The sequence below is a fragment of the Synechococcus sp. CBW1006 genome (genome assembly GCF_015840525.1).
In the GTDB taxonomy this organism is placed as follows: Bacteria; Cyanobacteriota; Cyanobacteriia; order PCC-6307; family Cyanobiaceae; genus CBW1002.
Map to the genome: position 1 here is coordinate 3,520,168 of NZ_CP060396.1, position 18,457 is coordinate 3,538,624.

The 18,457-nt window shown below is 67.2% G+C and carries 18 protein-coding genes; 5 read left to right on the forward strand and 13 right to left on the reverse strand.

Translation table 11 applies throughout. The features are described 5' to 3' along the window. Positions 1-49: 49 nt before the first annotated feature. The 8 genes from leuB to H8F26_RS17435 form a co-directional block, all read right to left on the reverse strand. The gene (leuB, locus tag H8F26_RS17400) at positions 50-1,129 is read right to left on the reverse strand and encodes a 3-isopropylmalate dehydrogenase (protein WP_197156091.1); all 1,080 of its coding nucleotides are present in this window, start codon (positions 1,127-1,129) and stop codon (positions 50-52) included. Positions 1,130-1,216: 87 nt separating this feature from the next. Then, entirely contained in the window at positions 1,217-2,254 is a 1,038-nt protein-coding gene (lpxD, locus tag H8F26_RS17405) for a UDP-3-O-(3-hydroxymyristoyl)glucosamine N-acyltransferase (protein ID WP_197156094.1), read from the reverse strand. A gap of 44 nt (positions 2,255-2,298) precedes the next feature. Further along, positions 2,299-3,453, reverse strand: coding sequence for a glutamate 5-kinase (proB, locus tag H8F26_RS17410; RefSeq protein ID WP_197156096.1), 1,155 nt, complete (start codon positions 3,451-3,453; stop codon positions 2,299-2,301). A gap of 36 nt (positions 3,454-3,489) precedes the next feature. Further along, a complete protein-coding gene (locus H8F26_RS17415; RefSeq protein ID WP_197156099.1) occupies positions 3,490-4,029 on the reverse strand; it encodes a YqeG family HAD IIIA-type phosphatase in 540 nt (179 codons plus the stop codon). Beyond that, a complete protein-coding gene (locus H8F26_RS17420) occupies positions 4,029-4,583 on the reverse strand; it encodes a DUF3727 domain-containing protein (RefSeq protein WP_197156101.1) in 555 nt (184 codons plus the stop codon). The genes H8F26_RS17415 and H8F26_RS17420 overlap by 1 nt, the downstream gene beginning before the upstream one ends. Positions 4,584-4,604: 21 nt before the next feature. Next, positions 4,605-5,078, reverse strand: a complete 474-nt coding sequence (ruvX, locus tag H8F26_RS17425) for a Holliday junction resolvase RuvX (RefSeq protein WP_197156104.1) — start codon at positions 5,076-5,078, stop codon at positions 4,605-4,607. 67 nt (positions 5,079-5,145) lie between these two features. Further along, positions 5,146-6,159, reverse strand: a complete 1,014-nt coding sequence (locus H8F26_RS17430) for a hypothetical protein (RefSeq protein WP_197156107.1) — start codon at positions 6,157-6,159, stop codon at positions 5,146-5,148. A 184-nt stretch (positions 6,160-6,343) separates the two neighbouring features. Further along, positions 6,344-7,564: a F420-0:Gamma-glutamyl ligase gene (locus tag H8F26_RS17435; RefSeq protein WP_197156109.1), complete on the reverse strand. Its 1,221-nt coding sequence runs from the start codon at positions 7,562-7,564 to the stop codon at positions 6,344-6,346. 125 nt (positions 7,565-7,689) lie between these two features. Between H8F26_RS17435 and H8F26_RS17440 the strand changes: the two genes are divergently transcribed. Continuing rightward, the gene (locus H8F26_RS17440; protein ID WP_197156111.1) at positions 7,690-9,069 is read left to right on the forward strand and encodes a PhoH family protein; all 1,380 of its coding nucleotides are present in this window, start codon (positions 7,690-7,692) and stop codon (positions 9,067-9,069) included. A gap of 3 nt (positions 9,070-9,072) precedes the next feature. Here the strand turns inward: H8F26_RS17440 and H8F26_RS17445 are convergent, their stop codons facing one another. Further along, a complete protein-coding gene (locus H8F26_RS17445) occupies positions 9,073-9,852 on the reverse strand; it encodes an SIMPL domain-containing protein (RefSeq protein ID WP_231605327.1) in 780 nt (259 codons plus the stop codon). 170 nt (positions 9,853-10,022) lie between these two features. On the opposite strand from H8F26_RS17445, the gene H8F26_RS17450 reads away from it, so the two are divergent. The 3 genes from H8F26_RS17450 to H8F26_RS19720 all read left to right on the forward strand — a co-directional run bounded on the left by H8F26_RS17450 (position 10,023) and on the right by H8F26_RS19720 (position 13,257). Next, positions 10,023-11,516, forward strand: a complete 1,494-nt coding sequence (locus H8F26_RS17450) for an IS66 family transposase (RefSeq protein WP_197154297.1) — start codon at positions 10,023-10,025, stop codon at positions 11,514-11,516. Between the two features lie 416 nt (positions 11,517-11,932). Further along, positions 11,933-12,394: a helix-turn-helix domain-containing protein gene (locus tag H8F26_RS19715; RefSeq protein WP_231605328.1), complete on the forward strand. Its 462-nt coding sequence runs from the start codon at positions 11,933-11,935 to the stop codon at positions 12,392-12,394. After that, entirely contained in the window at positions 12,391-13,257 is an 867-nt protein-coding gene (locus H8F26_RS19720; protein WP_370594645.1) for a DDE-type integrase/transposase/recombinase, read from the forward strand. Before H8F26_RS19715 ends, H8F26_RS19720 begins: the two co-directional genes overlap by 4 nt. Positions 13,258-13,478: 221 nt before the next feature. Here H8F26_RS19720 and H8F26_RS17460 read toward each other — a convergent pair whose 3' ends face one another. Then, positions 13,479-14,732 carry an IS256 family transposase gene (locus tag H8F26_RS17460; protein WP_197153752.1) on the reverse strand — a complete coding sequence of 418 codons (1,254 nt, stop codon included), beginning with the start codon at positions 14,730-14,732 and terminating at the stop codon, positions 13,479-13,481. A gap of 199 nt (positions 14,733-14,931) precedes the next feature. Here H8F26_RS17460 and H8F26_RS17465 point away from each other — a divergent pair, with 199 nt between their 5' ends. After that, positions 14,932-15,192: a hypothetical protein gene (locus H8F26_RS17465; protein WP_370594646.1), complete on the forward strand. Its 261-nt coding sequence runs from the start codon at positions 14,932-14,934 to the stop codon at positions 15,190-15,192. Positions 15,193-15,225: 33 nt separating this feature from the next. On the opposite strand, the gene H8F26_RS17470 is transcribed toward H8F26_RS17465, so the two are convergent. The 3 genes from H8F26_RS17470 to H8F26_RS17480 all read right to left on the reverse strand — a co-directional run bounded on the left by H8F26_RS17470 (position 15,226) and on the right by H8F26_RS17480 (position 18,402). Continuing rightward, positions 15,226-16,143, reverse strand: a complete 918-nt coding sequence (locus H8F26_RS17470) for a diguanylate cyclase (RefSeq protein ID WP_197156113.1) — start codon at positions 16,141-16,143, stop codon at positions 15,226-15,228. A gap of 185 nt (positions 16,144-16,328) precedes the next feature. After that, entirely contained in the window at positions 16,329-17,747 is a 1,419-nt protein-coding gene (gene fumC / locus H8F26_RS17475; protein ID WP_197159320.1) for a class II fumarate hydratase, read from the reverse strand. 73 nt (positions 17,748-17,820) lie between these two features. After that, positions 17,821-18,402: a thylakoid membrane photosystem I accumulation factor gene (locus H8F26_RS17480; RefSeq protein WP_370594647.1), complete on the reverse strand. Its 582-nt coding sequence runs from the start codon at positions 18,400-18,402 to the stop codon at positions 17,821-17,823. Positions 18,403-18,457 lie beyond the last annotated feature (55 nt).

Genomic DNA, 18,457 nt, shown 5'->3' on the forward strand with positions numbered 1-18,457 from the left:
GTAGTGAGTTTTGCAGGTCGCCGGTCCGCCTCCCTGCTGGGCGCCTGGTTCAGGCCTCCAGCGCCGCCAGCAGCTGCTCACCCATGGCGCTGCAGCCCAGCACACTGCAGCCCTCGCTGAGCAGATCACCGGTGCGGTAGCCAGCCGCCAGCACCCGATCCACGGCCCCTTCCAGAGCCGCGGCGGCCGCGTCCTGCCTGAGGCCCACCCGCAGCAACATGGCGGCGCTGAGCACCATGGCCATCGGGTTGGCCTTGTCCTGCCCGGCGATGTCCGGGGCTGATCCATGCACCGGCTCGAACAGCCCCGGCCCGTCCGATCCGAGGGAGGCGGAGGGCAGCATGCCGATCGAGCCGGTCAGCATGGCGGCCTCGTCGCTGAGGATGTCGCCGAACAGGTTGCCGGTGAGCAGCACATCGAACTGCTTCGGTGCCCGCACCAGCTGCATGGCGGCATTGTCCACGTACATGTGGCTGAGCTCCACCTCCGGGTAGTCGCAGGCGATCGCTTCCACCCGATCGCGCCAGAGCTGGCTCACATCCAGCACATTGGCCTTGTCGACCGAGCAGAGCCTGCGGCCGCGCTGCATGGCCAGATCGAAGCCCACCCGGGCGATCCGGTCGATCTCGTGGTCGGAATAGACCATCGTGTTGAAGGCGCGCACGTGGCCATCGGCCTCGACGCGTCCCTTGGGCTGGCCGAAATAGATGCCGCCGGTGAGCTCCCGCACCACCATCAGGTCGACGCCCTCGATCACCTCCGGCCGCAGGCTGCTGGCGTCAGCCAGGGCGGGAATGATCGTCACCGGCCGCAGGTTGGCGAACAGCTCCAGGCCGGCCCGCAGGCCCAGCAGACCCGTCTCGGGCCGCTGCGAGCGGGGCAGGGCATCAAAGCGGGGGCTGCCGATCGCCGCCAGCAGCACGGCATCGGCCGCCTTGCAGGCCGCCAGGGTGCTGGCGGGCAGGGGTTCACCGCAGGCGTCGATGGCGGCACCACCGATCGGTTGCTCGTCGAAGACAAGGCTGAAGCCATGGCGTTGGCTCACCACCTCCAGCAGCTGCCGGGCCACCGCGGTGATTTCCGGGCCGATGCCGTCGCCGGGAAGCAGGGTGATCCGGTAGCTGGTCATGGGAGCCGGAGGAGCGACAAGCGGGCTGGGCGCGAGGCTACGCCGCGACCTTCTGGGCACGGATTCAGAGCTCCCGGACCAGGCTCCTCAGCTGGAGCTGTTTTTCAGTTGCCGCAGGGTCCTGGCCATCTCCGGCAGCTTGTTGAAGGCAGCCGAGCAGCGCAGCCACAGCCGGTTGGGGATGGCGGGGTAGCCACTCACCACCTCACCGGCGGCCACCTCTCCGTGGATGCCGGATTTGGAGGAGGCAATCGCCCGATCGCCGATCACGGCCTTGTTGGCCACGCCCACCTGGCCGGCCAGGATCACACCATTGCCGAGACGGGCACCGCCGGCAATGCCCACCTGGGCCGCCAGGGCACAGCCCCGCCCGGTCACCACGCCATGGCCGACGTGCACGAGGTTGTCGATCTTGCTGCCGGCACCGATGCGGGTCTCGCCCACCGAGGGGCGATCGATGGTACTGCCGCAGCCCACTTCCACGCCATCCTCGAGCACCACCAGCCCGGTCTGGGGCATCTTGCGCCAGCCGGCGGCGGTGGGCACGAAGCCAAACCCCTCCGAGCCGATCACAGCGTTGGAGTGCACCACGCAACCACGGCCGAGGCGACTGCCCGGGTGGAGCACGGCGTTGGCATGGATCTCACAGCCCTCGCCGAGCTGCACATCGTCGTAGAGCACAGCTCCGGGGTGCAGGGTGCAGCCGTTGCCAACGGTCACCGCGGCGCCGATCACCACATGGGCACCCACGTGCACCGCCTCACCGAGCTGGACGCTGGGATCGAGCACGGCACTGGAGTGCACCCCCGCAGGCAGGGGACGCCGTGGGTAAAGGGCCTCCAGGGCTTCGGCGAATCCGAGGCGCGGATCGGCCAGGGCCACCCAGGCCAGGCCCCGCTCGCTGGCCTGGTGCTGCAGATCGGCGTCGGCCGGGAGCAACACGGCACTGGCGCCAGTGGCAGCCAGGGCCGCCGCCAGGGCGTTGCCGGGCTCCAGGAAACTCAGCTGACCACCGCTGGCCTGATCCAGGGCAGCCGCGCCGCCGATCTCCGGGTCTGCAGCCAGATCCCTGGGAGTGCTCTCCGCCACCTGGCTGAGCTGGCCGAGCAGCTGGCTGAAACGCATGCCTGGGAGGAGGGATCGAGGCCGGATCGTAGGGCTGGGCTCCGTCAGGCTGGCGGCGGCACGGAGGTGAGCACCAGGTGGTCGCGGTGCACCACTGCATCGCCCACCGCATCTCCACCTGCCCCGAGCCGGCTGCGCACGGCCTCGCTGCTGAGCCCCACCACCTGACGCAGCTCGTCGCTGCTGAGGCTGCAGAGACCACGGCCCAGCTCCCGGCCATCGGCGGCCAGCAGGCGCACGGGATCGCGGCGGCGGAAGTCGCCCTCCACCGCACGGATCCCCACCGCCAGCAGGGACGCCCCCCGATGGACCAGGGCCCGCTCGGCGCCGGCATCCAGGGTGAGGCTGCCCTTGGCCAGCAGGGCATGGGCCAGCCAACCCTTGCGATCAGGCAACGGAGTGGTGGAGGGATGGAACACCGTGCCCACCCGTTCACCGGCCAGCAGGGCATCGAGCACGGCGGGATCACGGCCATCGGCGAGCCGCACACGGATGCCGCTGGCCGTGGCGATCCGGGCCGCCGCGAGTTTGGTGGTCATGCCGCCGGTCCCCCAGCGACCGCCTCCCTTGGCCACGCCTCGGAGGCTCTCCAGTTCCGCCAGATCGCGCACCTCATCGATCGGAACCGCCTCGGCATCGCTGCGGGGATCACCCGAATAGAGGCGATCCACATCAGTGAGCAGGATCAGTTCGTCAGCGTTGATCGCCACCGCCACCAGGGCCGAGAGGGTGTCGTTGTCGCCGAAGCGCAGCTCCTCGGTGGCGAGGGTGTCGTTCTCGTTCACCACCGGCACCACCCCCCAGGCGAGCAGCTGCTCCAGGGTGCGGCAGGCGTTCTGGTAGCGCCGCCTGGAGGCCAGATCGCCGCGGGTCAGCAGCACCTGGGCCACCCGCGCACCGCGCACCGCGAAGGCGTCCTGATAGAGGGCCATCAGCTGCCCCTGGCCCACCGCCGCCGCCGCCTGCAGCGCCACCACTTCGCTGGGACGTTGCTCCAGCGCCAGGGTGCGACAGCCCAGGCCCACGGCCCCACTGGTCACCAGGGCGATCGCATCGCCACGACGCTGCTGGCGACTGAGGCTGGCGGCCAGGTCGTGAACCACGGCGCTCGTGGGCCGATCGGGCTGACCCTGCAGGGTGCTGGTCCCCACCTTGATCACACGACGCAGGCCGCCGCCTGCAGGACTGCTGTTGGTCATCCGCCTAGAGGGTGAGGCGCACGGGTCGGCATCCGATCAGGCCAGGGGGGTTCCGATCCAGCGCGCCAGGCCCAGCTCGATCCGCTGCAGGTGATCCTGCCGGCACGGCTCCCCATTCGGATCGATCGGCCGCACCAGCACGGTGTACAGGCCCAGCCGATTACCCGCCAGCACATCCGTGAACAGACGATCCCCGATCAGGGCGACCTGCTCGGGGAGCAGGTCCAGGTCCGCCAGCACCCTCCTCAGGGCGGAGCGGCGCGGCTTGCCCGCCGAGGTGGTGAAGGGCAGCCCCAGCTGCTGGGCGAGGCCACCGATCCGCCGCCGCGATGGGTTATTGCTGAGCAGGTGCAAGGGCATCCGTGCCTGGGCACGTCGCAACCACTGCTCGGCCCGGGCCGGCAGCTCGGAACGGTGACGCGGCAGCATGGTGCGGTCCACATCGAGCACCAGAGCGGCGATCGACTGGTCCTGCAGCCGCTCCAGGGAGAGGTCCACCAGAGTTCCCTGCACCACCAGATCGGGTGTGAGCAGCCGCGGCAGGGCGGCAAGGCTGGCTGCATGCCGGCTGGGCATCAGTCCCCCTGCTCCCGCTCCTCCAGTTCCGCCTCGAGGCGGGGCTGAATCCGCTCGAATTCCTCGCCCTCCACCAGCACGGCTTCGCTGCCGTTCATCCGGGCCACCACGAAGAAGGGATCGAGGGGAATGAAGAGGCCATAGTCCTGACCATCCGCCTTGAACTGGATCAGCAGCTCATAGGTCTCACTGTCCTCATCCTCGTCCTCATCCTCGTCGAAGTCGTCAGGATCGGGCTCATCGAGCTCGCCGCTCACGGTAAGAGTCACCGCTGAGCGCACCAGGGTCAGGTCATGCTCCTGCAGCACCACATCCGCCACCGAGAAGATCGCCTCGTTGCCCTCGATCGTGTCGATCAGTTCCGGGTTGGTCTCGTCATCGGTGAGCCGGAACAGGCACACCGGGGTGTCCACCGGAGTGAGCAGCCCGTAGTCGTTGCCATCCAGCGGGATCAGCTGCTCGAGGAAGCAGAGCAGTTGCCGCTGCTGGCTGTCCCGCACGAGCACCGTGGGCACATCACCGGAGGACGGGGTCGTGGGTCCGTCGGGACTCATGGGGGAGGAGCGTTGTCCCCCTCAGGATGGATCAGCATGGTCCGACCTGCAGGAATTCGGGGTCGCCGGCAGGACCGGTTCGGGACCCTCCCCCAGCCACTGCTCCAGCAACAGGGCTGCGGCGGCGCTGTCCAGGGCGCCGCTGCGATCGCCGTGCAGGCCATGGAGCTCGGCGGCGGCCCAGCTGCTGGCGAACTCATTCACCAGGGCCAGCGGCAGGTTCAGCTGCCGGGCCAGCCGTTCGCCATACCGGCGGCAATGGACCGCCTGGGCGGTGGGTTGCTGCTGCTGATCCAGGGGCAGCCCCACCACCAGGGCCTCAACGCGGCGCTGGCGAGCCAGTGGCTCCAGCACAGCCAGATCGGCCGGGAAGGACCCGCGCCGCAACGGCGGCAGCGATGTGACCGTGAGACCGAGCGGGTCACAGCCGGCCAGGCCGATGCGCCTGCGGCCCACGTCGAGGGCGAGCACCGAGCGGCGACGGGGGACAGGCATCCGGGGGGTGGGGAGGCTGCGCGGGGGCGAGGGCGCAGAGTTGGATGGCGAGGCTTGATGGCCTGGCTCAATGGTCCCGCAGCGGGGAGGGAACCGGGCGCCGGCGGGGCTGCAGGGGTTCCAGCAGGGCGGTGAGGCGTTTCATCGCCGGGTGGACCACCGCCCGTTCCTGACGGCGCCAGACGCTGCGGGCCATCAGGATCCGTTCGCCGCAGGCCTCTGCACCGAGGTGCTCCAGCCACTGGTGCGGCGAGGGCTGGGTCACGTCGCAGGCCAGCCACAGGGGTTCGGTCGGCGTCAGCTCGGCCGCCAGGCGCTGCAGCAGCAGTTCGGTGGCCGGACCGACCAGCTCCACCCAGCCCGGATGCACGCTCAGTTCAACGTCGTGGCCCCCGCCGGGATGGTCGCCGAGCCAGCGCACCCCCGCCACCGCCTGATCCCGACAGGGATCGACAAGCATCCAGCCGCGGTTCTGGCTCTGATCCAGCAGATCTTCGGGGCGGCGATCGAGCAACTGGCGCAGCTGGGCGGGGCAGGCGGCCTGCTCCAGATGCCAGAGCAATGGTCCGGAGCGGCGCTGCAGGCGACGCAGCTGCAGCTCCGATGGGATGGGTTGGGGAGCCTGCCCCTGGGGTTGCCAGCGCCAGATCCGGTCGGTGCGCAGGGGCTGAAAACCCTGTTCGCGCAGTTGGGCCTGGCGGTCAGTGTCGAGGCTGGCGGCGCTGGCGATCCAGCTGGTGGCTCCGGTGGTGCGCTGGATCGCTTCCCGCAGCAGGGCCACAGCGACGCAACGGCGACCCGGATCGCCCTCCAGTCCACGGGCCAGCCGCAGATGCTGCACCTGCCAGCAACTGCCGGTGCGGTTGAGGGGACGCACCACCACAAGTCCGAGCGGCAGGCTGGCTCCGAAGAGCATGCGCGTCGCCACCAGCACCTGGGGAGCCAGGGGCTGGCGGGGGGTGAGGGCATGGATCAGCCGGGCCGGCAGGGCCAGCAGCACGGCCCGCTGCAGCAGCGGCTGGAGCGGCAGGAAGGCCGGATCATCGAGGAGCGGCAGATGCCAGGGCTGCAGCGGCTGCACGCCCCAGTCGGCGGGAATTCCTGCCGATGGCGGCGTAGCCGCAGCCTGATCGGCCGGATGTGAACTGCCTTCACCCGAGCTGGTGGCGTGCCCAGACGTGGATCGGGCAGCGCTGATGTTGCGGCTGATGGCGGCTGGCACGGCGTTCCCGCAGCGTGGCGACCCTCGCAGGCCTTGTCCCAGTTTAGGCCGGGCGTACCAGCACAAGCGGCGTGCGCTCGTTGGCATTACCGGCCGGATTGGGCCGCAGGGCTCTCTGCAGCAGGGCTTCATCGCAACCCTGGCTGGCCGCCAGCACCTTGACGCGGCCCAGATCGTTCACATCCACGATCGCCACACCCACACCGAGGGCGGCAGCCAGGCGTTCACAGACGTCCTCGGGCTGATGCGGGCCCAGCACGATCGTCTGGTCGTAGGGGGGGGTGGTGCCGGTGATGTCGTCGATCAGGCGGGCCTGATCCCCGGCCAGTCGGTAGAAGCCACCCTTGAGCCCCACCAGCTTCATGGCCGATCCCGCCAGCCAGGCGCAGAGCACCCGCGCCGGACCCACCACATCGATCAGGGTCTGCAGCCCGCAGGCACTCGCCAGGCTGCTGGTGGGATGGAACACACGGCAGAGCAGACGGGCCAGCATCGAGGGCTGCACCGTGGCGGGATGGTGGTAGCGGCCCTGCATCACCGCCAGGGGCGTCTCGCCGATGGTGAGGATGTCGCCGGGCTGCAGCAGAGGGCCGGCGTAGCGCTGCAGCACAGCCTCGGGATCGTCGAGCACCCCCAGCAGATGGGTGCGGATCGGCAACACCCGGCAGCGTTCACCCTCGCGCCAGGGGGCCTCGACCTCGGTGAGCACACCAGGCTTACGCAGGGGGACCAGCAGTCCGTCACGCCGCTCGAGTCGGCCGAAGGGGCCGTAGTTGATCCAGAACACCTCCAGCCAGAGGGTGTCGAGCAGGGAGCGGAGGTCCACGTCTGCCGCTGCGCTGATCCGTACCGAGACCTCCACCTCGGTGCTCTTGCGGCCCTTGAGGATGTAGGCGAACCAGTAGCCATCGGAGCGGGCGTCTTCATCCGGGTGATGGGGCGTCACCCGGGTGGAGACGCGGAGTGCGGAGAGATCACCGCGGCCGAGCAGCACGGGATTGACCCGCAGCTCCGGCACGAACACCTCCATGCGGGGGTGGGGATTGCGCAGCGTCAGGCTGCCGCTCAGCTCCACGCTGCCGCCGCTGCCGGCATCGCCCTGTTCACCTGAGCTGCCGCCTGCGTTGCAGCGCTGCACCCGCCAGGCACCGGAACTGAGCCGCAGGGGCGATGCGGGCCTCAGGCGGTGGCGCAGCTCCAGCCACAGCAGGGTGAGGCCGAAGGCGAGGGCCACCAGCAGGATCGAGGGGAGCAGCACGGGCAAGGGCGGGGACAAAAGAGCTGGGAATCGGCGCCGCCGATCCGATTCGCTACGAGGCGCGAACGGCCGGAGCGTAGATGGCCTGGCCGCCCTAGCTTCGCCAGCACCGATCGGGCGAGAGCTCCGGTATGCGCAAGACCTTCGTTCTCGACACCAATGTGCTGCTGCACGACCCCGAGGCGATGCGTCGCTTTGAAGACAACAACGTCGTGATTCCGATCGAGGTCGTCGAGGAGATCGATCGCTTCAAGCGCGATCCCTCTGAAAAGGGGCGCAATGCCCGCCAGGTGTCGCGCCTGCTCGACGACCTGCGCAGCCGCGGCAATCTCTCGGAAGGAGTGCCGCTCGACGGCAGGGATGGCGGACACCTCAAGGTGGTGTTCTGCCGCAGTGAAACCCTCACCCAACTGCCGCCGGAACTGAAGGCTGGCAATGGCGACAACAACATCCTGGCCGTAGCCCTTGAGCAGCGGCTCTCGGAGGTGATGGGCAGCCAACCTCCGGTGGTGCTGGTCACCAAGGACACCAACCTGCGCATCAAGGCCGATGCGGTGGGACTCACCGCGCAGGATTACACCACCGACAAGGTGGACATCGCCGATCTCTATCCCGGCGTCTGCGAGGTCTGGATCGACGCAGGCCGGATGGATCAGGTCAAAGGAGATGGGGGACTGGCGATCGCGGCGCTGCCGGATGGGGCCATTCCCGGCGGAACGCTGCAGGCCAATGAAGGGGTGATGCTGGTGGATCCAGCCCAGCCCAGCCACACCCTGCTGGCCCGCTATGACGCGGCCGATGGGGCGATCCATCCGCTGCAGCGGGTGACGAAGGTGAAGCTGGGGCGGGTACAGGCCCGCAACCGCGAGCAGAGCTTTGCCCTCGATCTGCTGCTGGATCCGGCCGTGCAGCTGGTGACATTGGTGGGCAAGGCGGGCACCGGCAAGACCCTGCTGGCCCTGGCGGCGGGGCTGCATCAGGTGGCGGATGAGCACCGCTACGACCGCATGCTGGTAACGCGGCCGGTGATCTCCCTGGGCAAGGAACTCGGCTTTCTGCCGGGGGATCTGGAGGACAAGATGGGTCCCTGGATGCAACCGATCATCGACAACCTCGATTTCCTGCTCGGCGGCGAAGACCGCGGGTCGATGCGGGCCGGCCAGCGGGGGCCACGCAACAGCTGGGCGGATCTGAAGGGGATGGGCTTGCTGGAAGTGGAGGCGATCAGCTACATCCGCGGCCGCTCGATTCCACGCCAGTTCATGGTGGTGGACGAGGCGCAGAACCTCACCCCCCATGAGGTGAAGACGATCGTGACCCGGGTGGGCGAGGGCACCAAGATCGTGCTCACCGGCGATCCTTATCAGATCGACAATCCCTACGTGGATGCGGAAAGCAACGGCCTCACCTGGCTGGTGGAGCGCTTCAAGGGCCAGCCCCTGGCGGGCCATGTCACCTTGCTGCGTGGTGAGCGCTCGGCCCTGGCGGAACTGGCGGCCAACCTCCTCTGAGCCTCACTCCACCCGGAAGGTCACCCCCATGATCGCCGTGATGTCCTTGTCGATGGTGCGGGTGTCGTAGGAGCCACCGTCGCCGATGTCCGTGGAGTTGGGACGGGTGATCTGGAACAGGCCAGTGTCGGCGTTGGTGATCGCGCCGATGCCGCTGCCGGCCTCGCGCGCGATGGCAACGGCCCGCTGCCGCGCATCACGGGTGGCCTTGGCGAGCATGTCCACCCGCTTCTCCGCCAGCTTGGTGAAGGTGTAGGCCGGCTCCTCGATCGTGAGCGGGATGCCCTCGCCGATCAGGCTGCCAATGCCGGCCGAGACCCGCGCGATCCGGTCCACATCGGGGCTGGCGATACGCAGGGTCTGGCGACTGGTCCAGCTCACCGATCGCAACTCGCCGGTGCGGGGATCGCGCACCTCCTCCCGGTCCGAACGCACCGGATCAAGCGAGAGCTCCGCCGCCGCGATGCCCTGCTCCTGGAGCCAGGTGCGGCTGCGTTGCACCAGCGGCTGCAGGGCCTGCCACGACTCCTGCTGGCTGGCGCCGCCGGCGCTCACCACCACCATCCAATCGGCGAAGTCGCTGCGGATGCGTTCGGTGCTGGCGCCAGTCACGGTGATGGCGTCGTTGGCGCGACGGAGCCCCTTCACCGCCACGGCACTGGCTGTGACCAGGCCCAACCCCAGCACCGCCATGGCGAACACCAGGGGGGGTGTGCGCCGCAGCGGACCCAGAAAGGCGGCAGCGCTGCCCCGATCCGGGGCGGGAGATGCGGGGGTGGACATGGCAGGACCTTCGCTGCTCCGATGCAAGCGCCGCTGGGTCGGAGTGCAGCCCTACGTAAGGAAAGCTGTAAGCATTCAGGGGTCGGGACAGCACGCGGCGAACATCGTCTCTGCTGAACCCTTGACGGCGTCCTGATTCCCGTTTGCATCTCAGGCAGAGACTGCTTGAGATGGGCGCCCCTCCTGCTGGCATTTCCGAGGTGGACTGGTTGTCGTGGCCAGCTGGTGCCAGGGAGTTCATCCTGGCTCAACAGGAGGAGATGGTGCAGCTCCGCGTCCAGCTCACCGCCCTGGCGACCGAACTGGCCCATCTGCGCGAGCGGATCGGCCGCAGCTCCCGCAATTCTTCCAAGCCTCCCTCCAGTGATGGCCAGGGGTTTAGGCCGCCCGAACGACGCAAGGGCAGTGGCCGCAAGCGCGGCGGCCAGCCGGGCCATCCCGGATCTGGGCCGGAGCTGCTGCCGATCGAGCGGGTGGATGAGGTGGTCGAGCACCACCCCCAGGCCTGCCGCCGCTGCGGCACGTTGCTACAGGGTCAGGATCCCGAGCCCTTGAGGCACCAGGTGATCGAGATTCCACCGATCACGCCTCTGGTGATCGAGCACCGGCTGCACCGCCTGGTCTGCCCCTGCTGTTCCACCAGCACCTGTGCCTCGTTACCGGCGGAGGTGGAAGTAAGCCATTACGGTCCCCGGCTCAGTGCTCTGGTGGGTCTGCTGGGTAGTGCCTTCCCGTTGAGTTTCAGCAAGACCCAGGCGCTGCTGGATCAGCTGCTGGGGGTACAGATCAGCCGGGGAGCGATGGCCACTATCCGCCAGCGCTTGAGTGCAGCACTGGAGCAGCCCATGCAGGAGGCCCTTGCGTTTGCCCGTCAGCAGTCGGTGGTCTACGTCGATGAAACCGGTGCCCCCACCGGTAATGCTGACGGTGGCAACCCCGATGGCCGGCGCGGCTGGGAGTGGGTCATGGTGACCGCCATGGGGGTGACAGTGTTCTTGCAGAGCCTGAGCCGCTCGGCTGCCGCCGCGATCGACCTGCTCGGGAATGCCTTTGGCGGAATTGTGGTGAGCGATCGCTTCTCCGCCTACAACCATCTCCCGCTGGAGCAGCGCCAGCTGTGCTGGGCGCACGTGATCCGCGATCTCACCGCCATCGCTGACCGTCAGGGCGCCAGCGGTGAGATTGGAGCGGAGCTGCTGGGCCTGCAGCAGCAGCTGTTTGCCCAGTGGCACCGCTACAAAGACGGAACGATCGACTGGTCCACGTTGCAGCAGGGCTGTCGGCCGATCCGCCAGGCGTTTGTGGGCACGCTGCAGCGGGTTGTGGAGCTGGGCTGCCAGCGCGGCGAGCGAACGCCGTGGGCCAAGACGGTGCGTACCTGCCATCAGTTGCTGCAAGTGAGCGATGGCCTCTGGACCTTCCTGGAGATTGAAGGGATCGAGCCCACCAACAACGCAGCCGAGCGTGCCCTGCGCCATTCGGTGATTCAGCGCAAGATCAGCCATGGCGTCCAATCCCGCCAGGGTGCAATCTGCCGCAGCAGGTTGCTCACGGTCACCACCAGCCTGCGGCAACAGGGCCGTGATATCTGGCAGTTCCTGGAGCAGGCCTTGATCGCCCATCATCGCGGCGGTGAGATGCCATCGCTGTTGCCGAATCCCTGAGCCGGCCGTCATCGATCGTGGTGTCTGTGGTCGCTTGGTGATCAGCGATCAAGGGCGGTGAATGCTGCGCGGCTGCGTCACGGCCCCTGAACGGATACGGAAAGCTTACGGTGGTCCCTAGAGCTGATCTGATGGGCGAAGGATTGCAATGCCCCGTCTCGGGCGCGGATGGATGCCAAGGTTCATCCACTGGTGCCTCGCGAGTGCATGGTGCATCCACTCAGCAAGGAGACGTGAAAAGATAGTTTAGTGATTCTAGCTTTTCTTTCGTTTCGCCTGGTACATCAGAGCATCTCCCTCCTCGATCCCCCGGTTTCAGGAAAGATGTCACCCCTCTCATCCGTACATCCGGGGGCTTGAGGACATGACCAATGCGTCGTTACAGCGAGGCCGTCAAGGCTGATGTGAGAAGGCGGATGAGCCCGCCGCACAGGCAGAGCGTGGCCCGGATTTCAGAAGAGCTGGGCATCCACGTGATCACCCTCTACAAATGGAGGAAGACGTGGCGGTTGCAGGGAGAGGTGGTGCCGGCATCTCAGAAGGAACCAGATGGCTGGAGTGCTGCCGACAAGTTCACGGTGGTGCTGGAGACGGCCGGGTTGAACGCCACTGAGCTCAGTGCCTATTGCCGCGAGCGGGGGCTCTTTCCTGAGCAGGTGAGCCGCTGGCGTCAGACCGCTCAGGATGCCAACGCCAAGCCGGTGCTGACGATGGCCGAGCAAAAGGAGCTCGAAAGGCTCCGTGCCCAGGACCAGCGAGAGATCAAAGCACTCAAGAAGGAGCTGCAGCGCAAGGAGAAGGCCCTGGCGGAGGCGGCGGCCTTGCTGGTGCTGCGAAAAAAGTGGGATGCCTTCTGCTCGGAGGACGCGGAAGGTTGACCAGCGCCGCGCACCGGCGGAAGGTGATCGAGCTGATCGGCGAGGCGCATGCGGCTGGAGCCGGCCTGGTGAGCGCATGCGGTGAGATCGGCATCTGCCTGCGTACCCTCAAACGATGGCGGAAGGCCTTTCTGGGTGATGGGGACGGCGAGGACCGCCGTAAAGGAAGTCCTCGCCTGGTCGTTCACCGGCTGACGGAGGAGGAGCGCCAGCGGATCCTGCTGACGTGCAACCAACCGGAGTACGCCTCGCTTCCGCCCGGGCAGATCGTGCCAGCGCTGGCGGATCAGGGCCTCTATATCGCCTCCGAGAGCAGTTTCTACCGGGTGTTGCACCAGGCAGGGCAGTGTCACCGACGTGGGCGGGCCCGGTTGCCGCAGGAACCGCGCTCCGTGCCGCGCCTCAGGGCGGATGGCCCAAACCGGGTTTGGAGCTGGGACATCACCTATCTGCCGACCACAGTCCGGGGTGTGTGGCTTTACCTCTACCTAGTGGTCGACGTCTGGAGCCGCAAGGTGGTGGCCTGGGATATGGCTGAGGTGGAATCGGCTGAGATCGCGGCGGATCTGGTGCAGCGAGCCTGTCTCAAGGAGCGTTACCGCCGCCCAAGGGGATGTGGCGCCAACCAGTCCACCCCCCTGCCGCTGATCCTCCATGCCGACAACGGCAATGCCATGCGCGCCGCCACACTCGAGGCGCGGCTGGAGGAGTTGGGTGTCCTGCGGTCGTTCTCTCGGCCCAGGGTTTCGAATGACAATCCCTTCTCGGAAGCCTTGTTCCGCACGTTCAAGTACCGGCCCGACTACCCCAGTCGGGGCCGCGTCCCTTTGCGTGGTGTAAAACCCGAGGCCCGAATGCCCTGACTCAGAGGGTGAACAGGGTGGAATGACGGGCTGTCATTCCTGAGGTGCAGATGCACCTCGTTCTTCCACGATGAAACGAGACGATTGACTTGTCAAGTCTCTCGTCTGATCGCGGCTGTGTTGTGAGCGGCAGGAGTCTTCTATGCAGCCCAGGGGTTACAGCGCCGGCCCCCGGGCGGCGATCGAGGCCGCTGCGCCCTGTGGGGGCGCTGCCACCTCAATCACCTGGGGCCTGCGTCTTGCACCTCTGCGGCGGCGGCGCTGAGCAGGGCCGGCAGATCCTCCAGCTCCGGGATGGCAGCCATGCTTTCGGCGGAGAACATGCGGCGGCCTTCCAGCTGCCAATGCTCGTGCTGCTCCAGCAGCACCGCGCCCACCAGGCGGGTGATCGACGCGTCGTTGGGGAAGATGCCGACGACGCGGGTGCGGCGCTTGATCTCCTCGTTGACCCGCTCCAGCAGGTTGGTGCTCCAGACCTTCTTCCAGTGAGGCTGCGGGAAGTGACGGAAGGCCAGCACGTCCTCTCTGGCCTCGTTCATGAGCTCGGTGGCCTTGGGGAAGCGCTCCGCCAGCGAGGCGGCCAGGTCATCCCAGCGGCTGAGGATCTCTCCGGCATCCTCCTGAGCGAACACCGAGCGCAGGGCGGCGGTGACCATGCCCTGGTGGGCTTTGGGGACGCGCTGGAGAAGGTTGCGGGCGAAGTGGACGCGGCAGCGCTGCCACACACAGCCCTGCAGCTGGCGCCTGATGGCCTTGGTGAGGCCCACGTGGGCGTCGCTGATCACCAGCTTGACGCCAGTGAGGCCGCGCTCCTTGAGCGAGGCAATGAACTCGCTCCAGAAGCCCTCGGTTTCGCTGTCGCCCACCTTGAGACCCAGCAACTCCCGGCGGCCGTCCGCGTTCACCCCCATGGCGACGACGACAGCCCGTGAGCAGACCTGCAGGGCCTTGCCCAGCCTGCCCTTGAGGTAGGTGGCATCCAGGTAGACGTAGGCGTAGCCGGACTCCTGCAGGGGCCGGCTCAGGAACGCCTGCACCTGCTGGTCGATCTCCTGGCAGATGCGACTGACCTGGGATTTGGAGATACCGCTCTGGGATCCCAGGGCGGCGACCAGGGCATCCACCTTGCGGGTGGAGACCCCACAGATGTAGGCCTCCATGATCACGCCGTAGAGGGCCTGCTCCACCCGGCGACGGGGCTCGAGGATCGAGGGCAGGAAGCTGCCAGCCCGCAGTTTGGGGATCAGCAGGTCGATGTCGCCTACCTGGGTGGTCAGACTGCGGGGCCGGTAACCGTTGCGATAGCCGAGCCGCTCCTCGGTGCGCTCGTGGCGGTCGGCACCCAGCACGGCAGCGACCTCCAGCTCGATCAGCTGCTGCAGGCCGTAACGGGCCAGCTCGGGGATCAACTCACCGGCAGTGCTGCCATCCAGTAGCGGCGCGAGGTCGGGTGCGGCACAGTAAGTCTTGGGCATGGTTCGTCTGGTTGAGGTGGTTCTCGAACCAGGGAAACGGGCCTGCCCACCCCTTGCAACGCCAGCCGCTGGGCCAGCCACCTGAGGTGCGCGGCCCACCCCGGCTACGCCGGGGTGGGGGTGCCGGGGGATTTACACCAAGCCTTGGGACGCCAGCCCCAGTCGGCCGTTTACCAGCAAAGAAGAGGCGTGTGAGTGGGTGTCGGCGTTTGTCGACTGGTACAACCATCAACACCGCCACAGCGGCATCAAATTCGTGACGCCTCACCAGCGTCACAGCGGTGCCGCGAAGGCAATTTGCCAGCAGCGAGCCAATGTCTACGAGAAGGCCCGTCAGGCCCATCCAAGACGCTGGAGCCGAAGCACCCGCTGCTGGCGTCAACCCGAAGAAGTGTGGATCAACAAGCCACCAGAGGAACCCGATCCGATCCTCGCGCTACCCTTAACCGAGGCCGTCTAAATGGCAGCCAAGGAGTGACACCTTCCCTGAAAGTCACCGGATCAGATCAGAGATGCTTCCATGGCGTGATGGATCGAAGGCAACGACCCCGCAGGAGAACTGCAAGTCCCACGTATTCTCGGGTTTCTGTTTTTCCTGAATGGCTGCAAGCTCCAGGGCTGCCACTGCCCTGCGCGCGTCACTCACGGTGACGTTGACCAGCAATGCCACGAACTCGTCGCCTCCCAACCGAGCGACCAGATCCGAGCTGCGGAAGGCCACCGCCAGCAGTGAGGCGAACTGACGAATCAGGCCATCGCCGGCGGCGTGGCCCCTGGTGTCGTTGATCGCCTTCAGCCCATCGAGATCGAAGAACACCAATGTTGCCGGGAGCTTCTGGCGCTGGCAGAGCGTAAGGCCGTAGGCTGCAAGATTCAGGAATCCCCGCCGATTCGTGATCCCGGTGAGTTCATCGGTGATCGAGAGCTGGAAGCCGGCCAGTTCACTCTCCGCGATCTGCGCCAGATCCTCCAATGTGGCCAGATCGTCGTCACACAGCTCGCGGGGTTTCTGATCGATCAGGCAGAGGGTTCCAAGGGCAAAGCCTTGGAGATCCTTCAAGGGCCTGCCTGCGTAGAAGCGGATGTTCGGCTCGCCAGTGACCAGGGGGTTGTGCGCAAAGCGTTGGTCTGCACGGGCATCGGGAATGAGGAAGATGTGGTCTTCCAGGATGGCGTGTGCGCAGAAAGCCACATCGCGAGGGGTTTCAGTTGTATTCAGCCCCATGCAGGATTTGAACCACTGCCGGTTGGCATCCACCAGGGTCACCAGGGCGATCGGCACATCAAACAGGCGTCGGGCCAGCCGGGTCAATCGATCAAACCTCTCTTCGTTGGGACCATCCAGAAGCGCGCTCCGCTGCAGTGCCTCCAGGCGCAGAGCTTCATCGGCGGGGAGTGCAGCGCTGGTCATGGAACGGAAGCGAGGGGTTCAGCACACCTGGGATCATCCTGCTGGGCAAGAGTTCATTCAGACAGAGAATGAAGGGATTTGCGCCATCTGGAGCCTGGTCTGCAAGGCTCTTCAATGCTGTTCGCCCTTGGAGTCGTTGGCCGTACGGGTGAAGCCCCACCCATGTGCCGGATTTCTCTGCAGGCTCACACCATCTGCTCGGGTTGCACCCAGTGGTCGAACTCCTCGGCCGTGAGGTCGCCCAGCACCAGGGCCGCTTCCCGCAGGCTGAGCTGGTGCTGGTGGGCATGCTTGGCGATCGAGCAGGCCCGGTCGTAGCCGATCGCCGGCGTGAGCGCCGTCACCAGCATCAGGCTCTGATCCAGCAGCGCTTCGATGCGGCCCTCATCTGGCCGCAGGCCCTCGATGCAGTGCTCCCGGAAGCTGGAGCAGGCCCCCGCCAGCAGCTCGATGCTTTCCAGCAGATTGTGAGCAATCAGGGGCTTGAACACATTCAGCTCGAAATTTCCCTGGCTGGCCGCCATCTGCACGGCGGTGTTGTTGCCCATCACCTGCACCGCCACCATGGTGAGGCTCTCGCACTGGGTGGGATTCACCTTGCCGGGCATGATCGAGGAGCCCGGCTCGTTCTCCGGCAGGATCAGCTCCCCGAGGCCGCAGCGGGGGCCGCTGCCGAGCCAGCGGATGTCGTTGGCGATCTTCATCAGGCTGCCGGCCAGCACCGTGAGGGCGCCATGGGCGGCGGCCAGCGGTTCATGGCCCGCCAGGGCCTGGAACTTGTTGGGCGCGCTGGTGAAGGGCAGCCCGATCCGTTGGCTCAGGCGGGCGGCCACCTTCTCGCCGTAGCCCCGCGGGGCGTTCAGCCCCGTGCCCACGGCGGTGCCGCCGATCGCCAGCTGGTGCACCTGGGGCAGGGTGGCCTTGAGGCTCTCCAGGCCCAGCTCCAGCTGGGCCACGTAGCCGCCGAACTCCTGGCCCAGGCCAAGGGGCACCGCATCCTGCAGGTGGGTGCGACCGATCTTGATCACGTCGGCATAGGCCTCGGCCTTGGCCCGCAGCGCCTCGATCAGGGCCTGCAGCGCTGGCCTCAGTCGGCGTTCAAGGCCAATCACCACGGCGATGTGCAGGGCCGTGGGGAAGGTGTCGTTGCTCGACTGGCTGAGGTTGACGTGATCATTGGGATGCACCGGACTCTTGCTGCCCAGCACACCGCCAGCGGCCCTGATCGCCAAGTTGGCGATCACCTCGTTGACGTTCATGTTGGTCTGGGTGCCGGAGCCCGTCTGCCACACCCGCAGCGGAAACTCGCCATCCAGCTCGCCGTTGGCCACCGCCTCGGCCGCAGCCACGATCCGCTCCGCCAGATCGGCGGTGAGCTTGCCCTCCTCGTGGTTCACCTCAGCGCAGGCCGCCTTGAGCTGAGCGAAGGCATGCACCACCTCCAGGGGCATGGCCTGCCCGAAGCCGAAATAGCGCAAGGAGCGCTGGGTCTGGGCTCCCCAGAGATGGCCGGCCGGAACCGCCACCTCCCCAAGGCTGTCCGTTTCGATCCGGGTGGCGGCAGCACCGGGCTGGGACGGAGAGAGAGGCGGAGACGGGGGCACGATCTGGGGCAGAGACGGGGGCACGACCTGGGCTGGGACTGGATCAGAAACTGGACAGGGATCGGGCCACCCCTCAGCGGCTGGTCACCACCTCGGCATTGAGTTCGTTGAAGCTGACGGTGGTGCTGGTGGCCTGCCCTTCCGGCAGGGCGATCCCGGTGGCGCGGCTCACAGCATCGTTGATCGCCTCGAGGTTCACCTGGCCGGCGGCGTCGAGCAGCACCGTGCCGTCTCCATCCAGCACCACCACCTGGGGCACGGTGCCCTTCCAGTAGTGGGCCGGATCGCTGCTGCCGCCATCGGGCCGGTTCTGAAGCGGATCGGTCACCAGGGGCAGCAGGTCAATGTTGTTGCCCCAGAGCCGCTGCAGCTCCGACACCACCGGCGAAAACTGCTTGCTGGCGGCTGAATCATCGAGGTAATAGATCACCACCGACGGCCGGTGAGCCGCCAGGGCGTCCGCCAGGCTGTTGCGGGGTGGCACGAGCGACCCGTTGCCGGCGTAGAGGGCGTAGATGTTGCCGTCGTAGTTGTCGTTGGTGAGCGAGGCCTGGGCTCCGGCGGGCAGGGCGACCAGGCCGAGGCTGAGCAGCACCAGCGCCACCAGCCGGGTGATGGCGCGCCGCAGAACAGGAAGCAGGGCCGAAGACAACAACGGGCATGGGCGGGTGGCGCCATTGTGACGCGCGCCCGTCTGGACTGACCTGGCC

Excerpts from the sequence above, each read along its gene's own strand:
- leuB (WP_197156091.1), bottom strand. The coding sequence starts at position 1,129 with ATGACCAGCTACCGGATCACCCTGCTTCCCGGCGACGGCATCGGCCCG.
- lpxD (WP_197156094.1), bottom strand. The coding sequence starts at position 2,254 with ATGCGTTTCAGCCAGCTGCTCGGCCAGCTCAGCCAGGTGGCGGAGAGC.
- proB (WP_197156096.1), bottom strand. The coding sequence starts at position 3,453 with ATGACCAACAGCAGTCCTGCAGGCGGCGGCCTGCGTCGTGTGATCAAG.
- H8F26_RS17415 (WP_197156099.1), bottom strand. The coding sequence starts at position 4,029 with ATGCCCAGCCGGCATGCAGCCAGCCTTGCCGCCCTGCCGCGGCTGCTC.
- H8F26_RS17420 (WP_197156101.1), bottom strand. The coding sequence starts at position 4,583 with ATGAGTCCCGACGGACCCACGACCCCGTCCTCCGGTGATGTGCCCACG.
- ruvX (WP_197156104.1), bottom strand. The coding sequence starts at position 5,078 with ATGCCTGTCCCCCGTCGCCGCTCGGTGCTCGCCCTCGACGTGGGCCGC.
- H8F26_RS17440 (WP_197156111.1), top strand. The coding sequence starts at position 7,690 with ATGCGCAAGACCTTCGTTCTCGACACCAATGTGCTGCTGCACGACCCC.
- H8F26_RS17445 (WP_231605327.1), bottom strand. The coding sequence starts at position 9,852 with ATGTCCACCCCCGCATCTCCCGCCCCGGATCGGGGCAGCGCTGCCGCC.
- H8F26_RS17450 (WP_197154297.1), top strand. The coding sequence starts at position 10,023 with ATGGGCGCCCCTCCTGCTGGCATTTCCGAGGTGGACTGGTTGTCGTGG.
- H8F26_RS19715 (WP_231605328.1), top strand. The coding sequence starts at position 11,933 with ATGAGCCCGCCGCACAGGCAGAGCGTGGCCCGGATTTCAGAAGAGCTG.
- H8F26_RS17460 (WP_197153752.1), bottom strand. The coding sequence starts at position 14,732 with ATGCCCAAGACTTACTGTGCCGCACCCGACCTCGCGCCGCTACTGGAT.
- H8F26_RS17470 (WP_197156113.1), bottom strand. The coding sequence starts at position 16,143 with ATGACCAGCGCTGCACTCCCCGCCGATGAAGCTCTGCGCCTGGAGGCA.